Raw genomic sequence first — 23,752 nt, 5'->3', positions numbered from 1 at the left:
AATTAACCGAAGCGGCCGGTGATGTAGTCTTCGGTCTCTTTACGCTTAGGCTTAATAAATATTTCGTCCGTTTTGCCGTACTCAATCATGCTGCCCAAATACATATAGGCCGTATAGTCAGATACACGCGCTGCTTGCTGCATATTATGAGTCACGATCGCAATCGTATAGTCCTTTTTGAGCTCATGAATCAACTCTTCCACTTTTCCAGTAGAAATAGGGTCCAAAGCCGATGTTGGCTCATCCAGAAGAATCACTGAAGGCTTGACCGCTACACCACGTGCGATACATAAACGCTGCTGTTGACCACCAGAAAGGGATAAACCACTCTGGTTTAACTTATCTTTCACCTCATTCCACAAGGCTGCCTTATTCAATGCCCACTCTACGCGCTCATCCATTTCAGAGCGGGAAAGCTTTTCATAGAGACGAACACCAAAAGCAATGTTTTCATAAATAGACATTGGAAATGGAGTTGGCTTCTGAAAAACCATACCAATACGAGAACGCAATAAGTTCAGGTCCTGTCCAGGCTCTAAAATATTCTGACCGTAGAAGTTAATTTCGCCTTCAGCACGTTGACCTGGATAGAGGTCATACATCCGGTTTAGTGTTCGCAGTAGGGTGGATTTTCCACAGCCTGATGGACCGATAAAAGCAGTTACCTTGCCTTGCTCAATATCTAAGTTAATCTTTTTTAATCCCTGAAATGCGCCATAGTAAAAATTCAAATCGCGCACTTCAATAGCATTAATAGCCGTTTTTTTCGGCTCTTGGTTTACCGTATCCACTCTACCCCCTTGACCATCAATCTTATTTAAGTCAAACATTGTTCTCATATTGCTTATCATCCCTGCACCTTGTCACGGAATACAACGCGCGCCAAAATATTCAAACCCAGCACCGCAAATGTAATCAGGAGAGATCCACCCCAGGCCAAGCTAACCCAATTGTCATATGGACTCATAGCAAATTGGAAAATCACCACCGGCAAATTAGCCATAGGCTTATTCATATCTGTTGAGAAAAACTGATTGCTTAGGGCGGTAAATAGTAAAGGCGCTGTTTCACCACTAACCCGAGCTAATGCCAACAGAATTCCTGTCATGATGCCGCTTTGCGCAGCACGTAAAGTAACCATAAAGGCCACTTTCCACTTGGGAGCCCCTAATGCATAGGCGGCTTCTCGCAAGCTACCAGGAACCAAACGCAACATATTTTCAGTAGTGCGTACAACTACCGGAATAGCAATCAAAGCTAATGCTACGGTCCCAGCCCATCCTGAGAAATGCTGAACCTTGGCAACATATAAGGCATAAACAAACAGGCCAATCACAATCGAAGGTGCGGAAAGCATAATGTCAGTCACGAAACGGGTAAGAGAGGCAACCTTGCTGCGATCCCCGTATTCTGATAAATATAGGCCAGCCAGGACTCCAACAGGTGTACTAATAAAGGTACATGAGCCAACCAATAAGAGACTTCCCACAATGGCATTGGCTAAACCGCCGCCTTCAGTGCCAGGGGCAGGAGTACTTGCTGTGAACATATTCAAATTAATGGCAGAGAATCCTTTAATGAAAAGGATGCTGAGAATCCAAATAAGGCTAGCCATACCAATGGCCATAGCTAGCATAGAGAGAGTTAATCCAATTTTGTTTGCTCTCTTACGACGGGCAAATACTGCCATATCCAAATTAACATTGGAACTCATGATTTAAGCCCTTGTTTTTTCTCCATGCTAATTAAAAGCCATTTAGCAAAGGCTAGAACAATAAATGTAATAAAAAATAGCGCTAGCCCCAAGGCAAAAAGCGAGGAGTAATGCAAACCAGCTTCCGCCTCACCGAATTGGTTTGCTAAAGTCGATGCAATAGAGCTACCTGGCGCAAAGAGGGATGGTGAAATACGTTGGGCGTTTCCAATCACGAAGGTGACTGCCATAGTCTCTCCGAGTGCCCTACCTAAACCTAACATCACACCGCCAATGACGCCTGCCTTTGTATAAGGCAACACAATATTTCTGACAACTTCCCAGGTTGTACAACCTATTCCGTAGGCCGATTCCTTGAGAACTGGTGGAACAATTTCAAATACGTCACGCATCACAGAGGCAATAAAAGGCAAAATCATGAGGGCAAGAATTAATCCGGCGCACAACATACCAATGCCATTGGGCGCTCCTGAAAACAGGATTCCAATTAGTGGAATTTGACCTAAAGTAGCCTGAAGAGCAGGTTCAATATAGTCGCCAAATATTGGGGCAAAAACAAATAAACCAAACATGCCATAGATGATGGAAGGCACTGCAGCCAATAGCTCAACTGCCGTACCAAGAGGGCGGCGGAGCGATGGAGGGCAAATTTCTGTTAAGAAAAAGGCAATACCAAAACTCAGGGGGACAGCAATCAACAATGCAATCGCTGAAGAAACTAATGTTCCATAAATTGCTATCAAGCCGCCGAATTCGCCATTAACAATATCCCAGTTCGAGGTTATAAAAAACTGGGGGCCGAACTCTTGCAAGGCAGGCCATGCATTTACGAACAAAGAGCCAATAATTCCTAATAGCGCGAATAACACCGATAGAGAAAAAAATTGGGTAACGCGATGGAATAAAAAATCCTGAACCCGCTGGAGTCGCGCAATTCTTGAAGCCATGAGCGTCGGAGCACCGGAAGATTCTAGAGTATTCATTCTATGCTTAACTTAAGTAGAAAAACGACCCTGAACAACAGGGTCGTTAAAAACATAATAATAAAAATAATTATTATTTAGAGTCAACTTGCGACCAAACCTGCTTGCGAATGTAATCCACGGTTGCATCAGGCATTGGGACGTAATCTAACTCTGAAGCAGCTTTTTTACCATCCTTGAATGAATAGTCAAAGAATTTCAGTACTGCTGCGGCTTGTACTTTATTCTCAGGCTTTTTGTAAACCACCACAAAAGTTGCGCCTGTGATTGGCCATGCTTTAGCGCCTGATGCATAGGTAATGAAAGTATTCATTCCAGGAAATTTAGACCAGTCTGTACCAGCAGATGCAGCAGCAAATGCTTCTGCTGTTGGAGATACCATTACGCCATCAGCATTGCGAACCTGCGTGTAGCTCAGATTGTTCTTTTTGGCGTAAGCGTACTCAACATAGCCAACAGAGTTCTTAATACGTGCAACGTTTGCAGCAACGCCTTCATTTCCCTTACCGCTTACAGTTGAAGCTGCTGGCCATTTAACTTGCGCACCGAAACCAACGGCATCCTTGAAGTTGCTGCTTGCTTTAGAAAGGAAGCTGGTAAAAATTGCCGTAGTACCAGAGCCATCAGCACGAGTAACAACTGTGATTGGGCCAGAAGGAATCTTCACGCCAGGATTGAGCAGGGCAACACGTTTGTCGCTCCAATCAGTTACTTGACCTTGGAAAATATCTGACAATAGGTCACCAGAAAGTTTCAACTGGTTAGGACCAATGCCTTCAATGTTCACTACAGGAACTACACCGCCAATAATTGCTGGAAACTGAACCATGCCATGGCTTTGCAGATCATCAAAACTTAATGGAGCATCAGTAGCGCCAAAATCAACAGTTTTTGCCTTAATCTGCTTGATACCGCCGCCAGAACCAATCGACTGATAATTTAAGCTGTCGCCACTTTTGGCTTTGTAGGATTCAGCCCACTTACTTAGAACTGGGTAAATAAATGAAGAACCAGCACCCGTCATCTCCACAGCGAATGCTGTTGGAGCAAGAGAAATAGCACCAATAACGAGGGCTTTTTTCAAAAAAGATTTCATTTAATTCGTCCTTAGATTCAATATGCGCAGCAGCGCGATATAAGAACGATACGGATGGAATGTGACAGCTATATGACAGCTCTATGACACCCCAAAAACTGCGTTTTTTGCATGCCTAGAGGCATTAATCACTCAAATTACTCTTAATAGAAAAGCTATCAAGCACGTTAAATGAACGAAATTCATTTAATAGTAATCCCAGTAAATATAGAGATTTATGCGGGATTCACTAGGTTTTCCTGAATGGCTTCAATAAAGTGTTCGCCATAGCGCTCTAACTTGGCCTGCCCCACTCCGCCAATACGACTAAATTGATCTAAGGTCGTTGGCGTAGCCCTTACCATCTCCTGCAAAGTGCTGTCATGAAAAATCACATAGGGTGGGACTCCTTGCTCACGTGCCAGCTCAGTGCGCTTAGCTTTGAGTGCCTCCCACAATTTTTCATCTGCAATATTACTAAAGGGATGCGTAGAACTTTTCTTTGCTCCCAATTTCGTAGCCTTAGTCTTGGAGTAGCCCGTTTCTTTGCGCAACCAAACCTCTTGCTCGCCACGCAACACAGGTAATGCGATCTCATCGACTAACTTTAAGCCACCATGCAAGGCAATATCCGCATCTAAATAACCGCCTGCTACCAATTGACGATAAATGCTATTCCATTGGGCCTGATTGAGTTCTGTGCCGATTCCAAAGGTACTGACCTGCTCATGAAAGTACTGCTTCACTCTGGGGGTAACCTTACCAAGGAGGACATCAATTAAATGGGTTACACCAAAACGCTGGCCTGTCCGATAAACACAGGACAACGCCTTTTGTACTTCCTGTGTGGCATTCCAAGTCGCCACGGGCTCTAGACAGTTATCGCAGTTCCCACAGCCACCAGGATGCATCTCTCCAAAGTAGCGCAAGATTGTTTGATGACGGCATGTTGTGGATTCGCAATAGCCCAGTAGTGCGTTGAGTTTTTGGCGCTCTACCCGCTTACGATCCTCAGAAGCTTCGCCAGAATCCACCATTTGCCGCAAGCTAACTACATCCCCAAATCCATAGGCCATCCAGGCATTTGCGGGCAAGCCATCACGTCCTGCACGCCCTGTTTCCTGGTAATACCCTTCCATGCTTTTTGGAAGATCTAGATGAGCTACAAAGCGTACGTTAGGTTTATCAATGCCCATGCCGAAAGCTACGGTTGCGACCATGATGACACCCTCTTCACGTAAGAAACGTTTTTGATTGGCGCTGCGTGTTTCAACGCTTAAACCTGCGTGATACGGCATAGCATCCCAGCCGCGGTCTACCAACCATTGAGCAGTCTCTTCTACACTGCGACGCGATAGGCAATAAATAATCCCTGAGTCATCGGCATGCTCCGCATCTAAAAAGTGCTCTAACTGTTGTTTAGCACTCTGCTTTTGCAGAACTCGATATTTAATATTGGGCCGATCAAAGCTCGAGACAAACTGCTCGGCAGATTCGAGCGAAAGACGCTCCACAATTTCTGCTCGGGTTGGCGCATCTGCGGTTGCCGTTAAGGCGATACGAGGCACCTTAGGGAATCGCTCGTGCAAAACAGTTAACTGACGATATTCTGGGCGGAAATCATGACCCCATTGAGAAACACAGTGCGCCTCATCAATCGCGAACAAGGCAATTCCGGGGCCCGCATTGAGCCTATCAAGGATTGATAGAAAACCAGGATTCATTAGGCGTTCAGGCGCCACGTAGATTAAGTCAAGATCTCCAGCCAGCAATTGACTAGTGACCTTTTGAGATGTGGACGCATCCAAGCTAGAGTTTAAAAATGAAGCCTTAACTCCTAACTGGGTTAATGCATCAACTTGATCCTGCATTAGTGCAATTAAGGGCGACACTACTACGCCTACACCACGTCGAACAAGCGAGGGAATTTGATAGCACAGCGACTTACCGGCGCCGGTGGGCATGAGAACCAAAGCATCGCCTCCTGCCACTACATGTCTAACAATAGACTCTTGAGCACCACGGAATTGATCAAAACCAAAAACATCATGAAGAACTTGGTGGCTCGACTGCAAAAGTAATACTCCCTTGTCTTATTCAATACCTGCGGATTGCAAACTACGTATAAATAAAAAGCCCCACGTCACGCGGGGCTCTTTCGTTATTTTCTCTATGCAAACAAATATAGAGTCTAAATGGCGGAGAGGGTGGGATTCGAACCCACGGTAGGTTTGACCCTACGCTTGATTTCGAGTCAAGTACATTCGACCACTCTGCCACCTCTCCGAACCGAGAAATCATTATAGCCAGCGATACATAAAGCCATATAGGCAATATTGACTTAAAAATGGCTAGCCAAAAGAGCTCAGTCTCTCTAATATAGATATACATATATGTATATCTATATTAGAGAGGTTAAAACATGAATATTCAAATTTCAAAGTGGGGTAATAGCCTAGCGCTTCGGATTCCCGCTGCATTCATTAAAGAAATCCAACTAAAGGATGGGGATAAGGTTGAAGCAACCCTATCGAAGGATGGTTCACTAATTATTAGGCCGCAAAAATTAGATCGCAAAGCGATTGCAGCAGATCTTAGAGCATTTAGAGCTACTTTAAAGATGGGTAAATCAGTGATGGATGAAGTTCGCTCAGGGGCGCGCTACTAATGATTTATGTTGATACCAGTATCTTAGTGGCTTTATGCACAACAGAAGAAAAGAGTGACGCTGTTGACACGTGGCATGAAAACAGCTCCACAAAAATGATTTCATCTACTTGGGCATTTACAGAATTCTCTAGCGCACTTAGTCTAAAGGTCAGAACCAATCAAATAACTGAAAAACAGAGTCGTGAAGCTTGGAAAAAATTTGACAGTCTTTGCCAAAACGATATTGAACTAATGCCCATTGAGAGCAAAACGTATTACTCTGCTGGGATTTTAGTTGTTGATAGCAAATCAAATCTCAGGGCTGGCGACGCACTTCATCTTGCCGCCGCAAAGCAATTCAAATCTAAATCTTTGGCAACTCTTGATAAAGTTTTAGCAAAAAATGTTGCTAGAGTAAAAATTAAAGCCGTTTTAATTTAATTCGGCTTTAATATCTCTAAGCCACCTAAGTAAGGTTGTAGTGCCTTCGGAATAGCAATACTGCCATCTACTTGTTGCTTGTTCTCAAGTAATGCAACCAACGCCCTACCAACTGCAAGACCTGAACCATTTAAGGTATGCACCAATTCTGGCTTGCCTTGACCCGCTTTAAATCTGGCTTGCATCCGTCTTGCCTGGAAATCACCCATGCTGGAGCATGAGCTAATTTCTCTGTAGGCTTTTTGTGAAGGGACCCAAACCTCTAAGTCATAAGTCTTGGTACTACCAAAACCCATATCACCGGTGCAGAGTAATACTTTTCTGTAAGGTAACTCAAGCAATTCCAGAATACGCTCAGCGTGGCCCGTGAGCTCTTCCAAGGCTTGCATGGAATCTTCTGGCTTAGTAATTTGTACTAACTCAACTTTGTCAAACTGATGCTGACGAATCATGCCTCGGACATCGCGACCATAGCTACCAGCTTCTGAACGGAAACATGGTGTATGAGCCACAAACTTCATTGGTAAGCTATCTGCGTTAACGATTTCGTCTCGGACTAAATTCGTTACAGGCACTTCTGCAGTTGGGATAAGGTAAAAGTTTTCAGTCTTAGCTTCACCGCCCTCGTCTTCACCGCCCATTTGACGGGGAACCTTAAATAGATCCTCTTCAAACTTAGGCAACTGACCAGTACCGCGCATAGAAGCAGCATTCACCATGTAAGGCGCATACACCTCTTGATAATGGTGATCTGTAGCATGAGTATCAATCATGAATTGCGCCAAAGCGCGGTGCAATCTAGCAATCGGCCCCTTGAGCACTACAAAGCGTGAACCGCTAATCTTAGCCGCCACTTCAAAGTCCAAACCGAGTGGACCGCCGAGATCAACGTGATCTTTAATCTCAAAATCAAAAATAGGCTCTTCACCCCAACGCTTTACTTCTTTGTTTTCTGTTTCATCTTTTCCAGCAGGCACAGACTCATCTGGCAGATTCGGAATACCCATCAAGAAATCAGCAATCTCTGCTTGCAAGGTGCCCAATCTGGCCGCACCAGATTCCATATCAGCATTAACGCCTGCAACTTCAGCCATCTCGGCAGAGGCATCCTCACCCTTACCTTTTTTCATACCAATGGCTTTAGATAGCTGATTGCGCTTGGCTTGCAATTCTTCAGTACGGGTTTGCAAAGATTTACGCTCAGATTCCAAGGCATTGAATTTCTCAACGTCGAGTTGGAATTTGCGAGTCGCTAAACGTGCAGCAACTGCGGTGATATCTTTACGGAGTAATTGCGGATCAATCATGTGATGCTCTGTAGATTAGGAGTTCTAGGTTTTAGTTTTATACGGGCTCTAGTTTAAGCGCAAGACTTCGGCTCCGGCTGGCGGAGTGAAAGTAAAGCGATTGGCGGGCAAATTAACATTGAGTTGGATCTTATCCAAAGTCACCAGGACCACGCTTCCAAGCCCATCGGTTAACTCCAAAGCTTTCGGTAAGCCATTAGCCATGCCAATCGAGATCTTTGTATAAGGCAGGTCATTTTTATTCTTGGCATTGGGATCTTTCTTAGGAATCAAAGCTACCCACTTCATTCCTAAACGCTCTTCGCCTTCAACCAAGTCAAAATGCTGTTCTAGTGAAGTCTCACCAAACAGAATAGCCGCCGGCGTCGAAGCTAAGGCCTGACCCGCTGGACGAAAAGTCGCCTGGTTTAAATCTTTATCCCATAAGATTAGTTGCTTGCCATCAGCAATTAACTTTTGCTCGTAAGGCTTTTGGGTATCCCAGATAAATCTTCCTGGACGCTGAAATACAAAATGACCTTGGGTTTGACGGAGGACTTTCAAGCCCTTGTCTTGTGATTCATTGGCTTTAGGTGCACGTAACTGCTGCTGCATAAAATCCCCTTCAGCAGTTTTAGAGTTCCGTACAAATTGACGCAACTGCTCTGAGCCACTTTCACTTTGCGAATGAGTGACGCCTGAAAACAGAATGGCTGTTCCAAGCAATACTGCAGATAAGAATCTTTGCAAAATGGCTGCCTTACTCTGAAGGGCGATGAAGAATCTCGCGATTACCGCCATTACCCATCTTAGATACAAGTCCTGCTTTTTCCATATCCTCGAGTAGGCGTGCGGCACGGTTGTAACCAATGCGCAGGTGACGCTGGACTAATGAGATCGATGGGCGTTTATTTTCTAGAACAATAGCAACGGCTTGGTCATAAAGAGGATCCGCCTCACCACCACCCTCGCCAGTCAATGCATCCACATTGGATTCGTCAGCACCTTCAAGGACGCCATCAATATAGTTGGCTTCGCCCTTCTCCTTGAGCCACTCCACTACGCGGTGCACTTCATCATCCGATACGAATGCGCCATGAACACGAACTGGCAAACCGGTACCTGGCGCCATATAGAGCATGTCACCCATACCGAGCAATGCTTCCGCGCCCTGCTGATCCAAAATCGTACGACTATCAATCTTGCTGCTGACTTGGAATGAGATACGGGTTGGTACGTTGGCTTTAATTAAACCAGTAATGACGTCAACGCTTGGGCGTTGTGTTGCCAATACCAAATGAATACCTGCAGCACGAGCCTTTTGCGCAATACGGGCAATCAACTCTTCAATCTTCTTGCCCGATACCATCATCAAGTCAGCCAACTCATCAATCACGATGACGATGACCGGTGCTTTATAGATTGGCTCTGGATCATCTGGAGTTAAGCTAAATGGATTGGTGAGCTTCTCACCTTTCTCTTCGGCTTCCAGAATTTTTTTATTAAAGCCAGCTAGGTTACGTACGCCAAACTTACTCATCAGTTTGTAACGGCGCTCCATCTCATTTACCGCCCAGTTAAGTGCGTTGTATGCCTGCTTCATATCCGTTACAACTGGGCACAACAAATGCGGGATCTTGTCGTAGATGGCCATCTCGAGCATCTTCGGATCAATCATGATCAAACGCACTTCATCAGGCTTAGCCTTAAAGAGTAGCGACAGAATCATGGCATTGATACCCACGGACTTACCAGCGCCGGTAGTACCCGCAACCAAGCAGTGAGGCATCTTCGCTAAATCAGCCACCATTGGGCTGCCAGAGATGTCTTTACCTAAAGCTAAAGTCAGTAAAGAATGGTTGTCGTTATAAACCTGCGAAGTCAGAATCTCTGACAAGTAAACCGACTGGCGTGTTGGGTTTGGTAACTCCAAAGCCATACAAGTTTTGCCAGGGATGGTTTCTACAACACGCATACTGACAACACCTAGTGAGCGTGCTAAGTCACGTGAGAGATTCACGATCTGACTGCCCTTCACACCAATAGCTGGATCAATCTCGTAGCGAGTCACTACTGGGCCAGGATAGGCGGCAATCACTTTTACTTGAACATTAAACTCGGCTAACTTGCGTTCAATTAAGCGCGAAGTAAATTCCAACACGTCAGCAGAGATAGTTTCTTTTGCTTCGGGTACTGGATCAAGCAATGCGAGCGGTGGTAATTCTGAATCTGGAATATCCACAAACAATGGCTGCTGTTTCTCGCGCTCTACACGAGCACTCTTCGGAATTTCAATTGGAGCACGAACGATTTGCACTGGCGCTGCAACCTCAACGCGTCCGCGGAACTCTTCTACAAACTCTTCACGCTCTTCAGCAGCAACTTCACCTAACTTACGGTCTTCTTCGCTGTCGCGACGTTCACGAATGCGGTGATAAGTCACCTCCAAGAAACGCCCTACTTTTTCAGCCACATCCAGCCAGGAGAAATGCAAGAACAAAGACAGGCCAGCACAAAGGCCAAATAGGAGCACCAGAGTGGAACCGGTAAATCCAAGAGACATTTGCAATGGATCACCAATCAGCTCACCCAAAATACCGCCAGGAGGTCTAGGGAGCTCCCAGGACAGCGAATGCATACGGATGGACTCCAAACCCATACTGCAGACGAGAGTCAGTCCAAAGCCTAACCAACGCATTAGTAGAGAGTCTGGCTTAGCATCTGGATCTGGTGGCAAAGGTATGCTCCAAAGCTCGCGCCAGCCATTTAAGACGCGGCGCCCAAAGAGAGCAACCCACCAAAAGGCAGAAATACCAAAGATATACAGCATTAAATCGGCTAAATAGGCCCCAAAACGACCCCCCAGATTCTTGGGAGCCTCAAAACTGGCATGGGACCAGGCTGGATCAGCCTTGGAATAGGTCAGCAAAATGGCAAATAAGCCCAGGCACAAGCCTAGAGAGATGAACCAGCGAGCCTCCAATAATAGGCGGGGCATCCTGCCCTGCGGGCCATTATCTGGGGGCTGGGGGCTTATTGGGGCCTTAGACTTCGGGTATGCGGTTCTTGCCATGTTCTACCGATTGTAATCAAGCAAATCTATAATTTGAATATGACTACAAATACCCCAAAACACTCCAAAGTTCTGATCCTCGGATCTGGCCCTGCTGGCTATACAGCAGCCGTCTACGCAGCCCGAGCTAATCTAAACCCCACCCTCATCACTGGCCTAGCTCAGGGCGGTCAATTAATGACCACTACTGACGTCGAAAACTGGCCTGCGGATGCTGATGGTGTTCAAGGCCCAGAACTGATGGAGCGTTTCTTAAAGCATGCCGAACGCTTTAATACTGAAATCATTTTTGACCATATTCATACAGCAGCCCTGAAAGAAAAGCCGATTCGCCTAGTTGGGGATTCCGGAACCTATACCTGCGATGCTTTGATTATTTCCACTGGCGCTTCTGCTCAATATATTGGCTTACCCAGTGAAGAAGCATTCATGGGTCGCGGTGTTTCTGGTTGTGCAACTTGCGATGGCTTCTTCTATCGAAATCAAGATGTGTGCGTAGTCGGTGGTGGTAATACTGCAGTTGAAGAAGCGCTCTACCTGACAGGCATTGCTAAAAAAGTAACCGTGATTCATCGTCGCGATAAGTTCCGTGCTGAACCAATCTTGAATGATCGCCTCATGGCAAAAGTTGCTGAAGGCAAAGTGGAGCTGAAACTGAACTCCACTCTCGACGAAGTTCTAGGCGATGAAAAAGGTGTAACTGGTGTGCGCATCAAGAAACAAGATGGCAGCACTGAAGATCTTGCTGTAACAGGCGCCTTTATTGCAATTGGTCACAAACCGAATACCGAACTCTTTGTTGGTCAGCTCGACATGAACAATGGCTACCTCAAGACCCATTCAGGCCTTGAAGGCAATGCCACTGCTACTAATATCCCTGGCGTGTTTGCTGCTGGCGACGTTCAAGATCACATCTATCGTCAAGCGATTACTAGTGCTGGCACAGGCTGTATGGCTGCACTGGATGCGCAGCGTTACTTAGAAACCTTGGAATAAGAATCTAAGTAACTGAGCAATAATAAAAACACCTAGCTTTGCTGGGTGTTTTTATTTAGGGCATCTAATTTCACCTGATCATCATCTTCTTTTTTACGCAACTCAACTTCAGCATCAGTAGTTGCATCAAGAGCATCTTTATTTATAAATCCTTTTGGGAAAGTGTTTGGATTGGCAAGATCGACGCGCACTCTAATTAACTTAATTTTTTTCATCAACCAAATAATAAATAAAGGAATAACCAGATTATCCAAATGGCAATAACAAACAAAACGCCTAGCATTGCTAGGCGTTTTGTTTGCTGCAGTCTAATTGCTACTGCATTTAATGACTACTCATTACTTAACGAGAGACCATTGGCAAGAGTGGCACGATAAGTAATGCCACGATGTTAATAATCTTGATCAGTGGGTTAACGGCAGGGCCCGCAGTATCTTTGTAAGGATCACCTACGGTGTCGCCCGTCACTGCAGCTTTGTGAGCTTCAGAACCTTTACCGCCGAAGTTGCCTTCTTCGATATATTTCTTGGCGTTATCCCAAGCACCACCACCGGTACACATCGAGATCGCTACGAATAGGCCAGTCACGATAGTTCCCATAAGCAAACCACCCAATGCAGCCGGCCCTAACAAGAGACCAACGACAACTGGGGCAACTACTGGCAAGAGGGAAGGAACGATCATCTCTTTAATAGCAGCAGAAGTCAGCATATCTACAGCTTTGCCGTACTCTGGCTTTGCAGTACCTTCCATGATTCCAGGGATATCACGGAACTGACGGCGCACCTCTTCTACTACCGCGCCAGCGCAACGACCAACTGCTTCCATCGCCATCGCACCAAACAAGTAAGGAATCATGCCACCAATAAAGAGGCCAATGATGACCATGTGATTGGACAAGTCAAAAGACACTTGTTGGCCCATACCCTCTAAAGCATGGGTGTAGTCAGCAAAGAGTACGAGCGATGCCAAACCAGCTGAACCAATTGCATAGCCTTTAGTAACTGCTTTAGTAGTGTTGCCAACCGCATCCAATGGATCGGTAATATCGCGAACAGATTGTGGCAAGCCTGCCATCTCTGCAATACCACCAGCGTTATCTGTAATTGGGCCATATGCATCAAGCGCAACCACAATACCTGCCATGGACAACATGGCTGTTGCTGCAATTGCAATGCCATATAAACCAGCCAACCAATACGCCGCAAAAATCGCTGCACAAACAAAGAGCACTGGGTAAGCAGTTGACTTCATCGAAATACCTAAGCCAGCAATAATGTTGGTACCGTGACCTTTGGTTGAAGCTTCAGCAATATGCTGCACTGGCTTGAACTGGGTACCGGTGTAGTACTCGGTAATCCATACCAAACCTGCTGTAAGCAACAAGCCCACTACAGTTGAACCAAACAAACGCCATTGGCTACCGGGGATGCCTAATGCATCGTCTGGCATGATGAAGTTGGTTACAAAGTAGAAAGCAATCAATGACAAACCACCAGCAATGATCAGACCCTTATACAAAGCAGGCATCACATTTTTCATGCCAGGAGTTGCCTTTACAAATGAGCAACCAATGATGGAGGCGATGATAGAAACGCCACCCAGCACTAATGGATAAATAATCGCAGCCACTGGTGCGCTAGAAACCATTAAGGATCCTAGCACCATGGTTGCAATCAGCGTAACCGCGTAAGTTTCAAATAAGTCCGCCGCCATACCTGCGCAGTCACCAACGTTGTCGCCAACATTATCAGCAATCACCGCAGGATTGCGTGGATCATCTTCCGGAATTCCAGCCTCAACCTTACCGACCAAGTCAGCGCCGACGTCTGCACCTTTAGTAAAGATGCCGCCACCTAAACGAGCAAAGATCGAAATCAAAGAGGAACCGAATGCCAAACCAATCAGGGGATGCAACACGGAAGAGAGATCCTGTCCAGCGCCAATCGATACGAGGAACATAAAGAAGAGGCCAACACCCAAGAGACCCAATCCAACTACCAACATGCCGGTAATAGCACCGCCTTTGAATGCCACATTAAGAGCTTCGTTCATACCCTTGGTGGCCGCTTCCGCTGTCCGCACGTTTGCGCGTACTGAGACATTCATACCAATGAATCCGCAAGCGCCGGAAAGCACAGCGCCAATGACAAAGCCAATCGCGGTCGCAAAATCAAGGAAGAGCGCCATAAGAATGGCCAGAACCACCCCAACCACAGCAATCGTTTTATATTGGCGCGACAAATACGCTGCCGCCCCCTGCTGAATCGCCTCGGCAATTTCTTGCATTTTGGCATTGCCCGTACTTTGCTTCAAAATCCAGCCGCGCATCACAAAACCGTAAATCACGGCCAGGACACCGCACGCCAAGGCAAAATACAAGCCTAAAGTGACATTACTCATGCTTGAACTCCCCAAAGTTAATCATTTGTTAATCTTTATTGTTTTGTATAACTGCACTTAGGTAGACCTGGTTTCCGAAAGCTTTAAACTATGGTCTTTAAGCTGTATCAGTATGTAACAGAATCACCCCTGCGCCCCCTTTTTAGGATCAGGGTATTTACTAATCATTATTCGGAGTATTTATGAGTCTCGAAAAGGTCAAGCCAGGTAAAAAGATCCCTGAAAGCTTCAACGTCATTATTGAAATCCCAATGAATGCTGATCCAATCAAGTATGAAGTAGATAAAGAGAGCGGCGCAATTTTCGTAGACCGTTTTATGGGTACTGCAATGCACTATCCATGCAACTACGGTTACATCAATAAAACGATTGCCGGTGATGGCGACCCTGTTGACGTTCTCGTAATTACTCCATTCCCACTCATTCCAGGTGTAGTTGTAAGCTGCCGTGCAATTGGCATCCTACAAATGGAAGATGAGGCTGGTCAAGACGCTAAATTATTGGCCGTTCCAGAAGACAAAATTTTGCCTATCTATACACACTGGCAAAAACCTGAAGACATGAACCCATTGCGCTTGAATCAAATTCAACACTTCTTCGAGCACTATAAAGATCTCGAAAAAGGTAAATGGGTAAAAGTTAAAGGCTGGGGTGGTGTTGCTGATGCTCATAAAGAAATTCTTGAAGGCATCGAGCGCTACAGCAAAGAGAACAAGTAATTCTTTAATTGAAAAGGCTTTGTGATTCGGAGTGAGCACGCAAAAAATTGCCTTAGCCCAAATCAACCCATTACTGGGTGATTTGGCTGGCAACGCGCAACTCATTCACAAAGCCGCTTTAGATGCCTACTCTCAAGGCGCCAAACTCGTAGTCACCCCGGAGCTCTCGCTTACCGGCTACCCCCCAGAAGACTTACTCCTCCGCCCTGCTTTTATTGAAGCGGCGCAATTACAGCTCGAACTCTTGATGAAAGAGCTAGCTCAGTACTCTGATCTGACAGTCATCGTCGGTCACCCCAAACAAACATCCGCAGGTTTGCAAAACTACGCATCTGTTTTACGAAACGGCAAGGTCATTGCGGGCTACGCAAAACAAGAATTACCTAACCATGAAGTATTTGATGAAGTTCGTTACTTCGTACCTGGCAATGAAGCTTGTGTTTTTGAATGCGAAGGTGTTCGCTATGGATTGATCTTGTGTGAAGATGCCTGGCATGCAGGTCCCGCCAAACAATCTCATGCTGCTGGCGCACAAGTATTGTTAGTCCCCAACGCCTCTCCTTACCACCTCCAAAAAGAAGCCTTGCGTATTGAAGTGCTCCGTGGGCATATTGCACAAACCAAAATGCCACTGGTTTACGTCAACGCTGTTGGCGGTCAGGATGAATTGGTTTTTGATGGCGGCTCATTTGCATTAAATAGTGATGGCAAAGTCGTGATGGCAATGCCTCAGTTTGAAACCGGCCTAGGCCTTGTTACAGTGACAGCATCTGGAGAACTAGAAAAAGGTTTGATCACCCTGCCCCAATCTGTTGAGGCGCAGGCTTATCAAGCGCTGGTCTTGGGTGTACGTGACTATGTCACTAAAAATCGCTTCCCTGGCGTGATTATTGGCCTATCTGGCGGCGTAGATTCAGCCTTGGTATTGGCAATTGCCGTCGATGCCTTAGGCGCTGATAAGGTACGCACCGTCATGATGGCCTCTCGCTATACCGCTGATATCTCCTGGATCGATGCAAGGGAGATGGCGAAGAACTTAGGCGTGCAATACGACGAGATTCCGATTAGTGGGCCAGTGGATGCTTTAGAAGCTTCTCTAGCTGAGCAATTTGCCGGTTTAAAAGTAGATGCTACCGAAGAGAATATTCAGGCACGCGTGCGTGGGACCCTACTGATGGCCCTATCCAATAAAACAGGTCGACTCGTTTTGACTACCGGCAACAAGAGTGAAATGGCAGTCGGCTACTGCACACTCTATGGCGATATGGCAGGTGGCTTTGCAGTCATTAAAGATATCGCCAAGACTTTGGTGTATCACCTGTGCGCCTATCGCAACAGTATTACGCCAGTGATTCCGGAGCGAATTCTGACCCGCGCACCTTCGGCAGAGTTACGCCCAGACCAAAAAGATCAAGATAGCCTGCCCTCTTATGAAGTGCTGGATGGCATTGTTGAGCGCTATATGGAGCAAAACCAATCGATTGCTCAAATCATTGCTGCAGGTTTTGATGCTAAGAGCGTAGAAAAAGTAACCCGCTTAATCAAGCTTAATGAATATAAGCGTCGCCAAGCCCCACCGGGAGTCCGTGTAACCACTCGTGCCTTTGGCCGCGATTGGCGCTACCCCATTACCTCCCAATTTAGAGCCTAGAACGTTCAGCGGGTCGATTTTTGGTATTTCAGAGCAGATCTAGGTATGATTAGTGCATTAGGGGGAACACATGAAATTAATTACATCCATCATCAAGCCGTTCAAACTCGATGAAGTTCGTGAGTCATTGGCAGAAGTCGGTGTTACAGGCCTGACCGTTACTGAAGTTAAGGGCTTTGGCCGTCAAAAAGGACATACTGAACTCTATCGTGGCGCTGAGTATGTGGTCGACTTTTTGCCTAAAGTAAAAGTAGAAGCCGTGGTCTCTGATGACCGTGTTGAAGCTGCTATTGAGGCAATCACTAAAGCTGCACGCACCGGCAAGATTGGTGACGGCAAGATTTTCGTGACTGCAGTAGAGCAAGTGATTCGTATTCGTACCGGTGAAACTGATAACGCTGCGGTTTAATTCAACGAATTAAACCTGCGAACCTCTCAGGCCATCAACGCAACTGAGAGTCTATGGAGTTTGATGGAGCTGCAGGCTGAATAATTTCAGCCGGCTCCAAAATAATTGTTTTACCAGCAGTACTACCCACACGCACCTTTGCACCTTGGTAATACAAATCCACTTGATTTAAACCGCCAGTAAGCACCTTCAATGGTGGCTTGCCATAAACACTCGCACCAACTCCTGGCTCAAGAGTTTTATTCTGGGTCTTACCGGTAGCATCCACCACACATACTGTTTGCGCAGTCTTTGATTGCAGATAAACCATGTCACCCGCTTTTTTAGGGGCTTCGGGCTTGTAATTGAGTGCGGATGCATCTGCAGGTGGGCATTCCGCCGTAACTGCTACTGGAGTTGGCTCTAGTACCGTTGCTGGAGCTGGCTTAGTCTCTGTCACAGGCTCTGCTGGTGCATTTGCTGGCGCAGGCTCTTGTGCTACTTCTTGAATAATCACCACCTCTTCTTTAGCCGGTTCGGGAAAAAATAGGGGGCGCAAGTTCACTACAGAGAAAATCACTGCCGCACCAATTGCCAACAGTAAAAAAAGTTTCTTTTTAGGTCCTACTGAAGCTTTTGATTTCTGGCTGTAATCAATCGCTTTTTGTGAGAATTTGCTAGCACTGACCTTCTCAGGTTTTAGTTTTGGTTCTGCGACTTTCTCTACCGCTACAGGGCTAGCCTCTTTTTCTTTTACTTTTTCGGTCTTTGCCTTTTTTTCTACCGCAGAAGCTTTTGTCTCCACCTGAAATTTCTCTTCAACATCAGCTGCTTTAACAGGCTGCACGACACCAGAAAAATCAAATGCCTCTTCAGGTGTGAGCTTGAGTAATCCAGCTACCTTTTTTGTTGCTGTGAATTTAACTTGATCACCGTAAAAAGAGCTGCTTTCACCATTCTCAATCTGCTCAATCTGGCGAACAGATAGACAGGCCATTCCCGAAAGATCTTTCGTGCTGAGGCCAAGGCTTTCTCTAGCCTTAGTAAATGCCTCTTTGCGAATCTCAGGGAGTTTGACCGGTTTATTCACTACGCAGTAACCATCTCATATGAAATTAATAAGATTGATAGTAATGCCAAAATGGGACAAGGGTAATTAGCCACAAAGCTAGGTGTTTAATGAATGGTTCTCAAGATTGGATTCAAGATACTTTTTCACCAACGCCTGAACAGAATCCGCATGCATTTTGTCCATCACCCTAGCCTTATGGACTTTAATGGTTGCATCGGTAGTTCCCAGCTTTACAGCAATATCCTTGTTTAGAAGCCCCTTAACAAGCCATCCGCATACCTCACGCTCTCTAGGGGTGAGACTTTCATAATCTTTCTTAGCTTCAACATCTAAAGAAACGCGCTTCAACTGGCGACTATCAAAGTCAATTGCGTCTGCCACGGCCTTTAAGAGCTCCTCTAAATTAAAAGGCTTGAATAAGAAATCTAGTGCGCCCCGCTTAAGGCCTTGAACAATTTGGTGTGGGTGACTTTGACCGCTCACAAATACGATGGGCGTTTTACGACCTAACTTTTGCAGTTTTTCTTGTAAATCAAGGCCAGTCATATCTGGCATCTGCATATCTAAGAGAATGACAGCGGGTGAGACTGGAACTGATTTCTCCAAGAAAACGGTAGCAGACGCATAGTCATCGACAAGATAGCCTAATTCACGCAGCATTCTAGATAGAGAGATGCGCATCGACTCGTCATCATCAACTAGGTATATGTGACCGACTTTAGTCATTGAATTCAAAGGAAAAAGTGATTGATGACTTAATGTACTGCAGCCTCTTTTACTAAGCTATTAGCTCCTTAGCTAATATATAGATCTAAATCAATGATTTCATTGGCATTTTCATACTGCAGTGCAGCATTTGTAGTAATTAATATGAGCTCATCGATCTAGAGCACCCTTAACCCATCTCACGGCACAATAGAGCCTTTCGACACAAACCTTTTCTGGAGTAATAAGCATGAAACGCCTTAATGAACGCTCGCGCATGGTCACCGAAGGGGTCGCTCGCGCACCTAATCGTTCGATGTATTACGCAATGGGTTACGAAGAAAAGGATTTCGTAAAGCCAATGGTTGGCGTTGCGAACGGCCACTCCACTATTACCCCTTGTAATAGTGGTTTACAAAAATTAGCTGACGCTGCTGTTGAAGCCCTAGAAGCGGCTGGCGCAAAAGCACAAGTGTTTGGCACACCAACCGTTTCCGATGGTATCGGTATGGGCACTGAGGGTATGAAGTACTCCCTAGTGTCACGTGAAGTGATTGCTGACAGTATTGAAGTGTGTGTCAATGGTCTTTGGCAAGATGGTGTTGTCGTCATTGGTGGTTGCGATAAAAATATGCCTGGTGGCATGATGGCTTTAGCCCGCACGAATGTACCCGGCATCTATGTATACGGTGGCACGATTAAACCAGGCCATTACAAGGGCAAGGAACTCAATATTGTTTCCGCATTTGAAGCGGTTGGTGAATTTACTTCCGGTCGATTGAGTGAAGAAGATTTAAAAGGTGTGGAACAGCACGCCTGTCCAGGTAGCGGCTCTTGTGGCGGCATGTACACCGCAAACACCATGAGCTCCTCATTTGAGGCTTTGGGCATGAGCTTGCCCTACTCCTCTACGATGGCGAACGTGGATGCTGAAAAAGTAGCGAGTGCTGCCGAATCAGCACGCGTACTGGTTGAAGCAGTCAAAAATAACTTGCGTCCCCGTGACATCATCACCAAGAAGTCCATTGAGAACGCTGTCAGTGTGATCATGGCAGTTGGTGGATCCACAAATGCCGTATTGCATTTCTTGGCCATTACGAGCGCAGCTGAAATTGATTGGACAATTGATGACTTTGAGCGTATTCGTAAGCGCGTTCCCGTGATCGTCGATATGAAGCCATCTGGCACTTACCTTGCAACGGATTTGCATCAAGCCGGCGGCATTCCACAAGTCATGAAGATTTTGCTTGATGGCGGATTACTCCATGGTGACTGCATGACCATTACCGGCAAGACGATCGCTGAAGTACTAAAAGATGTTCCGTCAGTACCGCGCGCTGATCAAAAAGTGATTCGCACCTTAGACAATCCTTTGTACAAACAAGGTCACTTGGCAATCTTGAAGGGCAATATTTCTCCAGAGGGTTGCGTGGCTAAGATTACTGGCCTCAAGAATCCATCGATCACTGGTCCAGCTCGTGTGTTTGACTCTGAAGACGATGCCATGGCAGCCATCATGGCGCAGAAGATCAAGGATGGTGACATTGTTGTGATTCGTTATGAAGGCCCTAAAGGCGGCCCTGGAATGCGTGAGATGCTTGCCCCAACCTCCGCTCTGGTAGGGCAAGGTCTAGGTGAGTCTGTGGGTCTCATCACTGATGGCCGCTTCTCTGGTGGCACCTGGGGTATGGTTGTAGGTCACGTAGCTCCTGAAGCCTACGTAGGTGGCACGATTGCCCTCATTCATGAAGGCGACTCGGTAACGATTGACGCCCATCAACTACTGATTCAATTGAACGTTGATGAAGCAGAAATTGCGAAGCGTCGCGCAGCTTGGGTGCAACCTAAGCCTCGCTACACTCGTGGCCTATTGGCAAAATATGCTCGCCTTGCCAGTACTGCAAGTAAAGGCGCGGTAACTGACCTGAACTTGGGTGACTAAGCTAATCAAGTAAGAGCCTTAAAAGAAAAAGCCCCCAGGTAAAACTAGGGGCTTTTTTATTGCTACTTCGTAAATTATTTAATGTTTCATTGCACCAGCTGCATTCACAGGAAGCTTCACCTCAACATCACCTGATTTAGCAAACTTGAGTTTGACTGGAATCGTTTCGCCAGCTACAAACGGTCCCTTAAGATCAAGGAACATCAAATGGTAGCCACCCGGCTTAAGCTCAACTGAACCATTTGCTGGCACAGCAATATCCTTCACTTGACGCATTTTCATGACGTTGCCCTCCATTGCCATCTCATGAAGCTGTACGTCACCAGCAGAAGGTGAACTCGCAGAAATTAATTGGTCAGGGGTGTTGCCCTTATTTTGAATTTTTAGGAAACCGCCAGCCACTTTCTGCCCCGGCACTGTTGCCCGTGTATAAGCATCAGAAACACTCACCGCATCCACCTTAACTGCTTGAGCGTATACCTGGGAACTCAAAATCATAGCCAACCCAATACAGGCCGTCGTCACCTTAAATACAAAACCTTTATTACTCTTTATCATTGATTAATCCTTTAATTGATATTCATGAAATACTAGTTGCTATGCGTAAATCTTGTTTTCCCAATTCCTTCACCTACTTAGTGCTGTTGATTTGCTTCATGTCTAGCACGGCATTTGCTGGTCTCGAGCTCGGGCAGCCTGCACCCAATATAGAAGGAACGCTAATCGATGGCAAGCCTTTCTCACTCAATAGCACTAAGGGCAAAGTAGTCTTGGTGAACTTTTGGGCTAGCTGGTGCGAGCCATGCAGGGAGGAAATGCCAGCCATCGAAACCTATCTAAAGAAAAATAAAACCAAAGGATTTGAAGTGCTTGCGATTACGGTAGATAAGTCCACCGACATGGAACAAGCAAAGCAAATCATGCGTAATTACTCTTTTCTCTTTGCTGATAAAAATCAAATGAATTACTCTGGCTATGGCAGAATCTGGCGTATTCCAAGTTCATTCATCATCGATAAGCAGGGAATTCTTCGCAAGAATGGCCTCACTGGTGACCCCAAGGTGGATGCCAAACTTTTAGAAGAAATAGTTACCCCGCTTTTATTAGCTCAGTGATTAAAAGTGCACCCGGACGCCCATTGAAGCAATATATGAGGGCGTTAATTGAATGCCATTCACGTTTTGATATACCGGAAGCTGCAAATTAGCATAGACCTGAGTTTGCTCAGTAAGACGATATAAAACACCAGGGGTTAAATAAGCTAGCGTTCCACCAGTAGCCCAAGTGTCTGCAGCCGTTCCGCTGTCAGCCCTCTTGTTAATCACATTTAATTGCAATGTGGGGACCCATTTTTCAAATGCTTGGTAGTTCACCCCGACGTTCACATTAAGTGAATTACCGGGTCGATAAGAACCTCCAGTGGATACAGTTGGTGCATCACTTGGTCCGCTAGATAGGCCAACCAAGGAGGTTGGCACATTAGTCACTATCACTGCCGCTTGATATTGGGCTTGGGCAAAATACCCCCAATTCTCCAAATCATTTACAAAACCAAACTTATAAATTCCACCAATTAAATCTGTCGATCCTGAGCTACGTTGTAAACCAGGATCTACCGCTACCGTTCCACCTGAATTTGCAACAGCACTTTGAGAATTACTACCAGTTGGCAGTTTCACACCAAACTGTAGACCCCAATCCTTTTGCTCTGAAAACCCAAAGTAGCGCCCAATGAGTTTGATATCTCCAATTCCAGAACCTTTGGAGCTGTAACCATTTTCTCCGGTAGGAAATCCGCCCACACCATCGTCTGAGTTTGAACCATAGGTCATGTGATTACGCACGATGAATGGGACTACCGTTGTAAGACCCCAATTTTCACCATCGTTGTAATCCAATGAAGCGGTAATGTAATTATTTTGGGTATATCCCTCGACCTCAGCAGGTGCGCCCGTTGCGCCATTGGTTGTATTGGCAGCCTGTGATTGTGAAATACTCTTGGTGCCGTAACGCAACTTATTTTGATTCAGAGTGTCATACCTAAGATCTAAGGACCAACCAGAGGTCATACCCATTCCTTGTGTACCAATATCGGTATTTAAGCTACAACCACAACTAGCGCAAGCAAATGCACTTGCCCCAGGAATAGAAAGCGCAACAGCAATAACAATTTTTCTAAACTTCAATTTACTTCTCCACACATATTTACGGTAATGGTTTGTCTTCATTACCCACTACATAGCTAGGCTATGCCCTCAAAAGAATTAGGCTTGTGCTGGGGGTGCCGCTGAAGGTGGAGTTACCCAAACAGCAAGTGGTTTGGGTGATTGATAGAAAAGCTGGGGAAGCAATGCATACGTTTGTGGCGCTGCAAATGTAAGGTTGGTATTAAATGCTGGGGTAATTGCGCTATGCGCCAAACAATAAGGACATGGCTGCACTTGATTGGCACCATCCTGCCCTTCATCCTGGACATCAATTTGCATCTTGCTGCCATCAATAGAACAAATCTCCATTGCAAAACCTTCGCCATGCTTAGCGACTGAAACTGCTTGAGATGCAGCCGGCGCCAGCGCACTCATTGCAATTGCCAAGGCAGCAATCCAGTGAACGAAGCGGTTTTTGGAGGAATTCATGATGATGGGATTTTATCTG

The 23,752-nt window shown here is 45.9% G+C and carries 23 protein-coding genes and 1 tRNA gene; 8 read left to right on the top strand and 16 right to left on the bottom strand.

The window, feature by feature from the left end; genetic code table 11:
* Nucleotides 1–2: 2 nt before the first annotated feature.
* The 6 genes from pstB to ICN34_RS05765 form a co-directional block, all read right to left on the bottom strand.
* Nucleotides 3–839, bottom strand: coding sequence for a phosphate ABC transporter ATP-binding protein PstB (gene pstB, locus ICN34_RS05790; RefSeq protein WP_192846867.1), 837 nt, complete (start codon nt 837–839; stop codon nt 3–5).
* Between the two features lie 8 nt (nt 840–847).
* Entirely contained in the window at nt 848–1,714 is an 867-nt protein-coding gene (gene pstA / locus ICN34_RS05785) for a phosphate ABC transporter permease PstA (RefSeq protein WP_216121359.1), read from the bottom strand.
* Entirely contained in the window at nt 1,711–2,697 is a 987-nt protein-coding gene (gene pstC, locus ICN34_RS05780) for a phosphate ABC transporter permease subunit PstC (RefSeq protein ID WP_072583830.1), read from the bottom strand. The genes pstA and pstC overlap by 4 nt, the downstream gene beginning before the upstream one ends.
* A 73-nt stretch (nt 2,698–2,770) precedes the next feature.
* Nucleotides 2,771–3,793: a phosphate ABC transporter substrate-binding protein PstS gene (gene pstS, locus ICN34_RS05775; protein WP_215357313.1), complete on the bottom strand. Its 1,023-nt coding sequence runs from the start codon at nt 3,791–3,793 to the stop codon at nt 2,771–2,773.
* Between the two features lie 215 nt (nt 3,794–4,008).
* Nucleotides 4,009–5,847, bottom strand: a complete 1,839-nt coding sequence (recQ, locus tag ICN34_RS05770) for a DNA helicase RecQ (protein WP_216121357.1) — start codon at nt 5,845–5,847, stop codon at nt 4,009–4,011.
* A 121-nt stretch (nt 5,848–5,968) separates the two neighbouring features.
* Nucleotides 5,969–6,058: transfer RNA gene (locus ICN34_RS05765), tRNA-Ser, on the bottom strand.
* Nucleotides 6,059–6,194: 136 nt separating this feature from the next.
* Here ICN34_RS05765 and ICN34_RS05760 point away from each other — a divergent pair.
* A complete protein-coding gene (locus tag ICN34_RS05760; RefSeq protein ID WP_072583827.1) occupies nt 6,195–6,440 on the top strand; it encodes an AbrB/MazE/SpoVT family DNA-binding domain-containing protein in 246 nt (81 codons plus the stop codon).
* A complete protein-coding gene (locus ICN34_RS05755) occupies nt 6,440–6,862 on the top strand; it encodes a type II toxin-antitoxin system VapC family toxin (RefSeq protein ID WP_072583826.1) in 423 nt (140 codons plus the stop codon). The genes ICN34_RS05760 and ICN34_RS05755 overlap by 1 nt, the downstream gene beginning before the upstream one ends.
* Here the strand turns inward: ICN34_RS05755 and serS are convergent.
* From serS to ICN34_RS05740, 3 genes are read right to left on the bottom strand one after another with little or no spacing between them, the layout of a single operon-like run.
* Nucleotides 6,859–8,169 carry a serine--tRNA ligase gene (gene serS, locus ICN34_RS05750; RefSeq protein WP_216121355.1) on the bottom strand — a complete coding sequence of 437 codons (1,311 nt, stop codon included), beginning with the start codon at nt 8,167–8,169 and terminating at the stop codon, nt 6,859–6,861. The genes ICN34_RS05755 and serS overlap by 4 nt on opposite strands.
* A 48-nt stretch (nt 8,170–8,217) precedes the next feature.
* Nucleotides 8,218–8,949 carry an outer membrane lipoprotein carrier protein LolA gene (locus tag ICN34_RS05745; protein ID WP_255538475.1) on the bottom strand — a complete coding sequence of 244 codons (732 nt, stop codon included), beginning with the start codon at nt 8,947–8,949 and terminating at the stop codon, nt 8,218–8,220.
* Complete coding sequence (locus ICN34_RS05740) at nt 8,909–11,221, bottom strand: DNA translocase FtsK (RefSeq protein WP_072583824.1); 2,313 nt, start codon at nt 11,219–11,221, stop codon at nt 8,909–8,911. The genes ICN34_RS05745 and ICN34_RS05740 overlap by 41 nt, the downstream gene beginning before the upstream one ends.
* Before the next feature lie 39 nt (nt 11,222–11,260).
* On the opposite strand from ICN34_RS05740, the gene trxB reads away from it, so the two are divergent.
* The gene (gene trxB, locus ICN34_RS05735) at nt 11,261–12,217 is read left to right on the top strand and encodes a thioredoxin-disulfide reductase (RefSeq protein WP_072583823.1); all 957 of its coding nucleotides are present in this window, start codon (nt 11,261–11,263) and stop codon (nt 12,215–12,217) included.
* Nucleotides 12,218–12,249: 32 nt separating this feature from the next.
* On the opposite strand, the gene ICN34_RS05730 is transcribed toward trxB, so the two are convergent.
* Both ICN34_RS05730 and ICN34_RS05725 read right to left on the bottom strand, forming a co-directional pair.
* Nucleotides 12,250–12,432 carry a hypothetical protein gene (locus ICN34_RS05730; RefSeq protein ID WP_216121353.1) on the bottom strand — a complete coding sequence of 61 codons (183 nt, stop codon included), beginning with the start codon at nt 12,430–12,432 and terminating at the stop codon, nt 12,250–12,252.
* 127 nt (nt 12,433–12,559) lie between these two features.
* Nucleotides 12,560–14,620 (bottom strand): sodium-translocating pyrophosphatase, encoded by a 2,061-nt coding sequence (locus ICN34_RS05725; RefSeq protein WP_072583821.1) that lies wholly within the window; start codon nt 14,618–14,620, stop codon nt 12,560–12,562.
* 182 nt (nt 14,621–14,802) lie between these two features.
* Here ICN34_RS05725 and ppa point away from each other — a divergent pair, with 182 nt between their 5' ends.
* The 3 genes from ppa to ICN34_RS05710 all read left to right on the top strand — a co-directional run bounded on the left by ppa (nt 14,803) and on the right by ICN34_RS05710 (nt 17,399).
* Nucleotides 14,803–15,339, top strand: a complete 537-nt coding sequence (ppa, locus tag ICN34_RS05720; protein WP_216121351.1) for an inorganic diphosphatase — start codon at nt 14,803–14,805, stop codon at nt 15,337–15,339.
* 31 nt (nt 15,340–15,370) lie between these two features.
* Nucleotides 15,371–16,990 carry an NAD+ synthase gene (locus tag ICN34_RS05715; RefSeq protein ID WP_216121349.1) on the top strand — a complete coding sequence of 540 codons (1,620 nt, stop codon included), beginning with the start codon at nt 15,371–15,373 and terminating at the stop codon, nt 16,988–16,990.
* Nucleotides 16,991–17,060: 70 nt separating this feature from the next.
* Nucleotides 17,061–17,399, top strand: a complete 339-nt coding sequence (locus tag ICN34_RS05710; protein WP_072583818.1) for a P-II family nitrogen regulator — start codon at nt 17,061–17,063, stop codon at nt 17,397–17,399.
* Nucleotides 17,400–17,433: 34 nt separating this feature from the next.
* Here ICN34_RS05710 and ICN34_RS05705 read toward each other — a convergent pair whose 3' ends face one another.
* Both ICN34_RS05705 and ICN34_RS05700 read right to left on the bottom strand, forming a co-directional pair.
* A complete protein-coding gene (locus ICN34_RS05705) occupies nt 17,434–18,468 on the bottom strand; it encodes a helix-turn-helix domain-containing protein (RefSeq protein WP_216121347.1) in 1,035 nt (344 codons plus the stop codon).
* Nucleotides 18,469–18,546: 78 nt separating this feature from the next.
* A complete protein-coding gene (locus ICN34_RS05700; RefSeq protein ID WP_072583816.1) occupies nt 18,547–19,176 on the bottom strand; it encodes a response regulator transcription factor in 630 nt (209 codons plus the stop codon).
* 229 nt (nt 19,177–19,405) lie between these two features.
* Here ICN34_RS05700 and ilvD point away from each other — a divergent pair, with 229 nt between their 5' ends.
* A complete protein-coding gene (gene ilvD, locus ICN34_RS05695; protein WP_215320294.1) occupies nt 19,406–21,097 on the top strand; it encodes a dihydroxy-acid dehydratase in 1,692 nt (563 codons plus the stop codon).
* 78 nt (nt 21,098–21,175) lie between these two features.
* Here the strand turns inward: ilvD and ICN34_RS05690 are convergent, their stop codons facing one another.
* A complete protein-coding gene (locus tag ICN34_RS05690; RefSeq protein ID WP_255538583.1) occupies nt 21,176–21,655 on the bottom strand; it encodes a copper chaperone PCu(A)C in 480 nt (159 codons plus the stop codon).
* Between the two features lie 98 nt (nt 21,656–21,753).
* On the opposite strand from ICN34_RS05690, the gene ICN34_RS05685 reads away from it, so the two are divergent.
* On the top strand, nt 21,754–22,212 hold the full coding sequence (locus ICN34_RS05685; RefSeq protein ID WP_216121345.1) for a peroxiredoxin: 459 nt from the start codon (nt 21,754–21,756) through the stop codon (nt 22,210–22,212).
* Here the strand turns inward: ICN34_RS05685 and ICN34_RS05680 are convergent, their stop codons facing one another.
* Together ICN34_RS05680 and ICN34_RS05675 are read right to left on the bottom strand one after the other, a co-directional pair.
* Entirely contained in the window at nt 22,213–23,283 is a 1,071-nt protein-coding gene (locus tag ICN34_RS05680; RefSeq protein ID WP_216121343.1) for a TonB-dependent receptor, read from the bottom strand.
* Between the two features lie 78 nt (nt 23,284–23,361).
* Nucleotides 23,362–23,733, bottom strand: coding sequence for a DUF2946 domain-containing protein (locus tag ICN34_RS05675; protein WP_072583813.1), 372 nt, complete (start codon nt 23,731–23,733; stop codon nt 23,362–23,364).
* Nucleotides 23,734–23,752 lie beyond the last annotated feature (19 nt).

Source organism: Polynucleobacter sp. Tro8-14-1 (genome assembly GCF_018881655.1).
In the GTDB taxonomy this organism is placed as follows: Bacteria; Pseudomonadota; Gammaproteobacteria; order Burkholderiales; family Burkholderiaceae; genus Polynucleobacter.
This window is presented reverse-complemented; position numbering and strand designations above follow the sequence as displayed.

Excerpts from the sequence above, each read along its gene's own strand:
- ICN34_RS05740 (WP_072583824.1), bottom strand. The coding sequence starts at position 11,221 with ATGGCAAGAACCGCATACCCGAAGTCTAAGGCCCCAATAAGCCCCCAG.
- serS (WP_216121355.1), bottom strand. The coding sequence starts at position 8,169 with ATGATTGATCCGCAATTACTCCGTAAAGATATCACCGCAGTTGCTGCA.
- ICN34_RS05755 (WP_072583826.1), top strand. The coding sequence starts at position 6,440 with ATGATTTATGTTGATACCAGTATCTTAGTGGCTTTATGCACAACAGAA.
- pstB (WP_192846867.1), bottom strand. The coding sequence starts at position 839 with ATGAGAACAATGTTTGACTTAAATAAGATTGATGGTCAAGGGGGTAGA.
- ilvD (WP_215320294.1), top strand. The coding sequence starts at position 19,406 with ATGAAACGCCTTAATGAACGCTCGCGCATGGTCACCGAAGGGGTCGCT.
- ICN34_RS05725 (WP_072583821.1), bottom strand. The coding sequence starts at position 14,620 with ATGAGTAATGTCACTTTAGGCTTGTATTTTGCCTTGGCGTGCGGTGTC.
- ppa (WP_216121351.1), top strand. The coding sequence starts at position 14,803 with ATGAGTCTCGAAAAGGTCAAGCCAGGTAAAAAGATCCCTGAAAGCTTC.
- ICN34_RS05685 (WP_216121345.1), top strand. The coding sequence starts at position 21,754 with ATGTCTAGCACGGCATTTGCTGGTCTCGAGCTCGGGCAGCCTGCACCC.
- ICN34_RS05700 (WP_072583816.1), bottom strand. The coding sequence starts at position 19,176 with ATGACTAAAGTCGGTCACATATACCTAGTTGATGATGACGAGTCGATG.
- pstC (WP_072583830.1), bottom strand. The coding sequence starts at position 2,697 with ATGAATACTCTAGAATCTTCCGGTGCTCCGACGCTCATGGCTTCAAGA.
- ICN34_RS05760 (WP_072583827.1), top strand. The coding sequence starts at position 6,195 with ATGAATATTCAAATTTCAAAGTGGGGTAATAGCCTAGCGCTTCGGATT.
- ICN34_RS05745 (WP_255538475.1), bottom strand. The coding sequence starts at position 8,949 with ATGGCGGTAATCGCGAGATTCTTCATCGCCCTTCAGAGTAAGGCAGCC.
- ICN34_RS05730 (WP_216121353.1), bottom strand. The coding sequence starts at position 12,432 with ATGAAAAAAATTAAGTTAATTAGAGTGCGCGTCGATCTTGCCAATCCA.
- ICN34_RS05675 (WP_072583813.1), bottom strand. The coding sequence starts at position 23,733 with ATGAATTCCTCCAAAAACCGCTTCGTTCACTGGATTGCTGCCTTGGCA.
- pstA (WP_216121359.1), bottom strand. The coding sequence starts at position 1,714 with ATGAGTTCCAATGTTAATTTGGATATGGCAGTATTTGCCCGTCGTAAG.
- pstS (WP_215357313.1), bottom strand. The coding sequence starts at position 3,793 with ATGAAATCTTTTTTGAAAAAAGCCCTCGTTATTGGTGCTATTTCTCTT.
- ICN34_RS05710 (WP_072583818.1), top strand. The coding sequence starts at position 17,061 with ATGAAATTAATTACATCCATCATCAAGCCGTTCAAACTCGATGAAGTT.
- trxB (WP_072583823.1), top strand. The coding sequence starts at position 11,261 with ATGACTACAAATACCCCAAAACACTCCAAAGTTCTGATCCTCGGATCT.
- ICN34_RS05690 (WP_255538583.1), bottom strand. The coding sequence starts at position 21,655 with ATGATAAAGAGTAATAAAGGTTTTGTATTTAAGGTGACGACGGCCTGT.